4 protein-coding genes are annotated in these 6,986 nt (G+C 63.4%); 2 read left to right on the forward strand and 2 right to left on the reverse strand.

The annotated features are described in order from the left end of the window. Nucleotides 1-81: 81 nt before the first annotated feature. Both QYE47_RS27025 and QYE47_RS27030 read right to left on the reverse strand, forming a co-directional pair. Nucleotides 82-2,634, reverse strand: coding sequence for a sulfite reductase flavoprotein subunit alpha (locus QYE47_RS27025; protein ID WP_070383481.1), 2,553 nt, complete (start codon nucleotides 2,632-2,634; stop codon nucleotides 82-84). A gap of 228 nt (nucleotides 2,635-2,862) precedes the next feature. Next, nucleotides 2,863-5,154, reverse strand: a complete 2,292-nt coding sequence (locus QYE47_RS27030; protein WP_014589763.1) for a TonB-dependent siderophore receptor — start codon at nucleotides 5,152-5,154, stop codon at nucleotides 2,863-2,865. Between the two features lie 221 nt (nucleotides 5,155-5,375). Between QYE47_RS27030 and QYE47_RS27035 the strand changes: the two genes are divergently transcribed. Both QYE47_RS27035 and QYE47_RS27040 read left to right on the forward strand, forming a co-directional pair. Beyond that, nucleotides 5,376-6,056, forward strand: coding sequence for a Fe2+-dependent dioxygenase (locus QYE47_RS27035; protein ID WP_014589764.1), 681 nt, complete (start codon nucleotides 5,376-5,378; stop codon nucleotides 6,054-6,056). 3 nt (nucleotides 6,057-6,059) lie between these two features. Next, nucleotides 6,060-6,809: a tetratricopeptide repeat protein gene (locus QYE47_RS27040; RefSeq protein WP_014589765.1), complete on the forward strand. Its 750-nt coding sequence runs from the start codon at nucleotides 6,060-6,062 to the stop codon at nucleotides 6,807-6,809. The last annotated feature ends 177 nt before the right edge of the window (nucleotides 6,810-6,986 follow it).

The following is a 6,986-nucleotide window of genomic DNA, read 5'->3' on the forward strand; positions in this document are numbered from 1 at the left end:
GCCCTGCTGGCCAATTTCCACCCGCCGTTCACCGTTGCCGCCGCCACCGTATTCGCGGGTAAACCCGCTCCTACACACCGGTCAATACACATCCCGCCGATACCGCCCATCCTCGATCAACTGCTGTACAGCAGCTTCACCCAGCATGCCGTTGAGCGCCGCATCCACCCCCGCTGCCATGCCTTGCAGGCTGCCGCAGACATACACGCAAGCCCCGTCGGCCACCCAGCGTTTGAAGTCCTCGGCCTGCTCCAGCATCACGTCCTGCACATACACCTTCTCGGCCTGATCGCGTGAGAACGCCAGGTCCAGCCGTGCCAGGTCGCCGTTGTCCAGCCAAGCTTGCAGCTCATCGCCACACAGCAAGTCATGCGCCCGGTTACGCTCGCCGAACAGCAGCCAGTTGCGCTGCTCACCGGCATTGACCCGCGCGCGCAACAGGCTGCGAAGACCCGCCAGGCCAGTGCCGTTGCCGATCAGGATCATCGGCGCAGCAGCCTCAGGCAGATGGAAGCCACTGTTACGCCGCAGGCGCAGGCTCAAGGTGCCATTCATTGGCAGGTATTCCGTCAGCCAGCCAGAGCCCAAGCCAAGGCTGCCGTCGGGGTGGCGTTCCTGGCGCACGATCAGCTCCAGCACACCATCGCTGGCGATCGAGGCGATGGAGTACTCGCGGCTACCGATTGGCACCAGTGCATCGACCAGCGCTTGTGGCTGCAAGCCGATCAGGTGGTCGCGTCGCGTCGGCAGTTGGCGGCCAGCGAGTGCCTGGGCAAGGGTTTCGCTCAAGCCATTGACCTGCACCTGGCTGCTGGCGTCCAGTGCCATGCCCTTGAGGAACGCGTCGATCCGTGGCTGCCCATTCAGCGGCAGTACCTCTACCAGATCGCCGGCTTCCCAGCTCGCAGGTTCTGCAGCCTGCAGGCCAAGCAGGTAAACCGGTTGGCCTTGGCTGCCGGGATTGAGCAGTTCGCGGCGCACCAGCGACCAGTTGGCAAAGGTTGGCGGCTGCCAGGCGGCCACCGGCTGGACACCGGTCAGTTGCGCCAGCTCCTGCTGCCATTGCTGCAGGGCGGCCTGGTCGGCGTTGTCCACTTCCACCGGGCTGAATGCACTGCTGGCACCGCGCTCTCCCAGCCACGCCTGTAGGCGACGAGCGAAACCGCAGAAGTGCGGGTACTGACGATCACCGAGGGCGAGCAGGGCATAGTTGAGGTTGTTGAGTGCCCAAGGCTGGCCGAGTACCTTGCGCTCGAAGGCGCGAGCGCTGTCGGGCGCTTCGCCGTCGCCGAAGGTACTCACCACGAAGAGCGCGCGATGTGCTTGGCGCAGGTCGTTTTCACCCAGCTCGGCAAGGGCGCGAACCTGAACGGGCTGGCCAGCTGCCTGCAACTGCTCGGCGCTCTGCCAGGCCAACTGTTCGGCAAAGCCACTCTGGCTGGCAAAGCCGATCAGCCAGCCGTCGCCATTGCCGCTGTTGGCGACGTTGCCACGGGCTGCGCGCACCTGACGTTTCTTGCGGCGGCGGTCGAGGTACAGCAGCCAGCCGGTGACGAAGAACAACGGCATGGTGAGGCTGGCGATGGTGACGATGATGCGCCCCGGCAAGCCGAAGTATTCGCCGACGTGCAAGGCGTAAACGCTCTGCAGCAGCTGCGCCTTGAATGACTTGTCGGTGTAGCGCTCGTGCTTTTTAACCTGGCCGGTGGCCGGGTCAAGGATCAGGGTATTGAAGGCACGTGGGTGCGCGGCGTTGTCGAGCAGGTAGAACAGGTTGGCCGGCTGACCGCCAGCTGGCGGCAGGCGCAGGTTGTAGGTGGACAGGCCCGGGCCTGCGGCGTCCTTGAGGTTGGCCCAGATGGCGTCGTAGTCCACCACCAGCGGCGGCGCATTCTTGTCGACTTTTTGCGGCCCGTGCCGGCCACGGCCTTCACCACGTTTTTGCTGCTGGCCCGCAGCCGGCGCGTCGGCCAGCAGCCTGTTCAGGCCTTCACGGTACCACTCATAGGACCAGAACAGCCCGGTCAGGGCGAACAGAAGATAGAAAAGCAGGCACCAGGTGCCGGCAACGGCGTGCAGGTCCCAGTTGAAGGCGCGGCCTTTCTTGGCCCAGTCGAAGGTCAGCCAGGTGCGCCAGTCCAGCGCTTTACGCGGCCAGCGCAGGTAAAGGCCGGACAGGCAGAAGAACACCAGCATCAGGGTGCAGGCCCCGGTGATTTGCCGGCCAGTATCGCCCATGGCGAGGAAACGGTGCAGCTTGAGCATGAGGTTGAAGAAGCCTTGCCCGGCCGCTTCGCCCTTGAGTTCGCCGGTGTACGGGTCGGCATAGCGCAGCTCGCCACGGCGTTCGCCCGGCGCGGGCATGAAGAAGATCCGTGCAGTGTTGCCTTCGCGCACGTCGACCCACAGCATCGACACCTTGTCCTGTTGCTGGGCTTCGACCCGCTTAACCAGCTCGGCCGGCGGTAGCACGCCTTCGGCGCGTACTTCTACCTTGAGTACATCGGCATTGAATGCGCGCAGCAGTTCTTCCTGGAACGAGTACAGCGCCCCGGTAATGCCCATCAAGGCCAGCACCAGGCCAGCGGTGATGCCAAAGAACCAGTGCAATTGGAACAGCGTCTTCTTCACCACGTTTCTCACCTTGAGTTGCTGCCGCGACCAGCGCGGCGTGCATTATGCCTTGATACGCAAAAGCCCCGCTCACGGGAATGAACGGGGCCGGGTGGGCTGCTTTTCGTGTTGTCTGTGCAGGCCTCTTCGCGGCTAAAGCCGCTCCTGTACCGGCAACGCAGGAGCGGCTTTGGCCGCGAAAGGGCCGACACAGGCGCAGCCCTCCAAAAGATCAACCCAACCCAGACATCAGAAGTGCACGCTGGTGGTCAACAGCGCCGTCCGCCCGGCCGCCTGGTTGGCGAAGTGGGTAGAGAAGGCCTTGTCGTAGTACACCTCGTTGGTCAGGTTCTGCACGTTCAGTTGCAGGTCGACGTTCTTGGTCAGCTTGTAGGCGGCCATGGCGTCGTAGCGTACGTAGCTGTCGACCATGGTGGTGTTGGCCACGCTGCCGTACACGTCATCCACGTAGAACGCACCACCGCCCACGGTCAGCTTTGGCGTGATCGAGTAGGTGGTCCACAGGCTGGCGCTGTTGTTCGGCGTGTTCGGCAGCTGATTGCCGTCGTTGGCCTTGCCCAGCGGGCCGCCGTCGATCTGGCGAGCCTGCATGTAGGTGTAGCCGGCAAACACCTGCCACTTGTCGGTGAGCTTGCCACTGGCGGACAGCTCGATACCCTGCACGCGGGTTTCGCCGACGTTCTCGTAGGTAGTGGTGTCCACCTGGACGCGGGCGTTTTCCTTCTCGGTGCGGAACAGCGCAGCGGTCAGCGACAGGCGCTGGTCGAGCAGGTCCCATTTGGTGCCGATTTCGTAGTTGGTGGTTTCTTCCGGCTCCATGTCGCTGGCCAGCAGGTTGCCGTTACGGTCCGGGGTGCCACCCAGCGGGTTGCCTTCGGTACCTTCGCCGAGCATGGCGCCTGGTGGCGTTGCGGAGGTGGCATAGGAGACGTAGATGCTGCCGTTTTCGGCCGGCTTCCACACCAGGCCCAGCTGGCCGGTGACGAACTCGCTGACATCTTTGCCTTTGGCGGTGGTGGTGCCGGCGGCGTTGTAGGTCTTGTAGTCGGTGTCAAAGTGGTCGTAGCGCAGGCCCATGTTGACCAGCCACTCCGGGGTAAGCTCCAGGGTGTCGAACACGTAGATTGCACGGGTCTTGCTGTTGGTGGTGGTGCCGGCATAGTTGCGCGAGATGGCACCGTTCCACGGATCATCCGGGTTCGGGTTGCTCAGCGAAGTGCAGTTATAGCCACTGGTGGCGCCGATCATGCCTGGGGTGCAGTTGCTGTTGGCAGACCCGCCTGGCACGGTGTCGGTATCGACGGTGTAGCTTGAGCGCTCGCTCTCTTCACGGCTCAGTTCGATACCGGTCGAGAAGCTGTTTTTCATCCCGCCAACGTAGAACTCGCCGAACAGATCGGTCTGGTTGGTGGTAGTGGCGGTGTTGCCGACACGGGTGTTGGCGCGGCGCCAGACACTGCCGTTGTTGACGTTGCCCTTGCTGTCGTCGGGCTGGGTCAGGATGTAGTCCTGCATGCTGTTGCCGTGACGCAGGGTGTTCTTGATGGTCAGCGAGTCGGTCAGGTCGTGCTCGACGGCGAAGGTTGCGATATCCACTCGGGTCTTGCGGAAGTCGCGGCCGGTCAGGCCATAGAAGTTGTCACTGTCGCCGCCATCATTCGGCTTGCTCGGGTGTGCCGAGGTGCGCCCGGCGCTGCCGTTGGTCGGGATGGTGTAAGGGATGCCCGAATCCGGCAGGTCGTCGCTTTCCAGGTGGTAGTAGTCAAGGTTGACGCGGGTCGGCGTGCCCAGGCCAAAGGCCAGCGACGGGGCGATGCCCCAGCGGTCGTAGTTGACCTTGTCGCGGCCGGCGACGTTGCTTTCGTGGGTCATCAGGTTCAGGCGACCGGCAACGGTATCGCTGAACTGGTAGTTGCCATCGAAGGTGTAGCGCTGGGTCTGGTCGCTGCCCCAGGTCCAGGCGCCGTCCAGCGAGTTGCCCAGATGCGCGCGCTTGCTTACCAGGTTGATGGTACCGCCGGCCGCGCCGCGGCCACCGATGGCCGAGTTCGGCCCCTTGGCCACTTCAACAGATTCGATGGCGAAGATTTCGCGGGTTTGGGCGCCAGTGTCACGTACGCCGTCCAGGTAGGTATCGCCCTGGGCGTCGAAGCCGCGGATGAACGGGCGGTCACCTTGCGGGTTGCCGCCTTCGCCAGCGCCGAAAGTAATGCCGGGCACGGTGCGCAGGGCATCCTGCAGGGTCAGGGCGTTGGTGTCCTTGATCACTTGCTGCGGGATAACGGTTACCGAGCGCGGGGTGTCTACCAGCGGCGCGGTGTACTTCTGCGAGGCGGCCTTCTCCACCTTGTAATCGGTGCTGGCTTGTTCAGCCTTGCCGTTGACGCTGGTGGCATCGAGGGTGATGGCGCTGTTGGCGGCCGGATCGGCGGCATATACCGACGAGGCACTCAGGGCGACACCGATGGCAGACACGATCAGGCGTGGCGAACTCACAGCAGATGGTACGTACTGGCGCATTGCAAAGAACCTTCCCCAAGGTATTGAGGCGGTGGATCTTAATGTAAGCAATTTTGACTAACAATTGAGAGTCGTTACCATTCGTGAAGAATTTACAATCTTTACAATTTGTCTTTACGGTTTCATGCCGCTGAAACGTCTTAAGCGGCGAATGGGGCTTGTGTAGCGTAAAAGGGAATCAATATCATTGAGCCTTTACATTTCCTAACGGTGCTGTTGCCATGCTGCTTCACATTCCAGGCCTGTTCGACGCTGATGAACTGGCCCGTATCCGCGAGGCGCTGGAGGGGGCCGACTGGGCCGATGGCAAGATTACGGCGGGTTATCAGTCGGCCAAGGCCAAGCACAACCTGCAGCTGCCGGAAGGCCATGCACTGGCCAAGGAAATCGGCACTGCGCTGATCGACCGCCTGTGGAAGACCCCGCGCTTCATGTCGGCAGCCTTGCCGCACAAGGTGTTCCCGCCGCTGATCAACTGCTACCGCGATGGCGGCAACTTTGGTTTCCACATCGACAATGCCCTGCGCCAGCCCAAGGGCAGCCCGGAGCGGGTGCGTACCGACCTGTCTTCCACGCTGTTCCTCAGCGACCCGGAAAGCTACGACGGCGGTGAGCTGGTGATCCAGGACACCTATGGCGTGCAGCAGATCAAGCTGGCCGCCGGTGACATGGTGCTGTACCCCGGCACAAGCCTGCACAAGGTCAACCCGGTGACCCGTGGCCAACGCTATGCCGCATTCTTCTGGACCCAGAGCCTGGTGCGCGATGACAGCCAGCGGGCGCTGCTGTTCGAGATGGACAATGCAATCCAGCAACTGACCGCCGATGTGCCGGACCATCCTTCGCTGTTGCAGCTGACGGGCACCTACCATAACTTGCTGCGCCGCTGGGCTGAGGTCTGAGCCGTGTCCTACCTGCTGCGACGTGAGGAAGTGGTGGATGTGGCCGGCTTGCAGGCCATGCTCGAGGAAACCCCCGGCAAGGCCGCCCAGGCGATTCTGGCGGCAGCGGGGCAGGGCGTGGTCGAGGCGCAGTTGCTGCTGGGGCAGATCCTGCTGGATGGGCGTGGCATCCAGCAGGATGCCACCGTTGCCCGGCGTTGGTTCGGTATCGCTGCACAGAGTGGCAGTGCCATGGCGCACAACATGCTCGGGCGTTGCCTGGAGCATGGCTGGGGCGGCGAGGTGAGCTTGGCGCAGGCTGCCGTTCATTACGCCCGTGCGGCCGACTCCGGGTTGGACTGGGGCCTGTATAACCTGGGCAACCTTCTGGCGACCGGGCGTGGGGTGCCGGCCAATCAGGCGCAGGCACTGATGTGCTACGAGAAGGCTGCGCAGCTGGGGCATGCCAAATCGATGAACCTGTATGGGCGTTACCTGGAGCAGGGCATTGCCACGGCGCCCAGCCCGGCGCGGGCGGTGCGTTGGTATCGGCGGTCGGCCGAGGCGGGGGATTTTCGTGGGATGTTCAGCCTGGCGCTGGTGCTGGTCGAACGCGGCCAGGTGGCTGAGGCCGCGCCTTGGCTGGAGCGGGCGCGGATCGAGGGCAACATGAACTTCCTGCGCGCTGCACTGGTGACCTTGCAGGAGGCGGGGCCGGTGCTCATGACCTTTGCCGGGCGCTATGCCGAGGAGATCGAACGGCGTGGTGAGTGAGGTTGACTGTGCTGGCCAATTTCCACTGGCCGTTCAACGTTGCCGCCGCCACCGTATTCGCGGGTAAACCCGCTCCTACACACGCATCGGCGGTTGGGTACAGGCCGTCGTAGGAGCGGGTTTACCCGCGAAAGGGCCGGGCCTGCTGGCCAATCTCCACCCGCCGTTCACCGTTGC

The organism is Pseudomonas sp. 2,4-D (assembly GCF_030418155.1).
Classification (GTDB): Bacteria; Pseudomonadota; Gammaproteobacteria; order Pseudomonadales; family Pseudomonadaceae; genus Aquipseudomonas; species Aquipseudomonas alloputida.

What these genes read in the sequence shown, in the direction of transcription:
- QYE47_RS27030 (WP_014589763.1), bottom strand. Translation starts at nt 5,154, where the DNA reads ATGCGCCAGTACGTACCATCTGCTGTGAGTTCGCCACGCCTGATCGTG.
- QYE47_RS27035 (WP_014589764.1), top strand. Translation starts at nt 5,376, where the DNA reads ATGCTGCTTCACATTCCAGGCCTGTTCGACGCTGATGAACTGGCCCGT.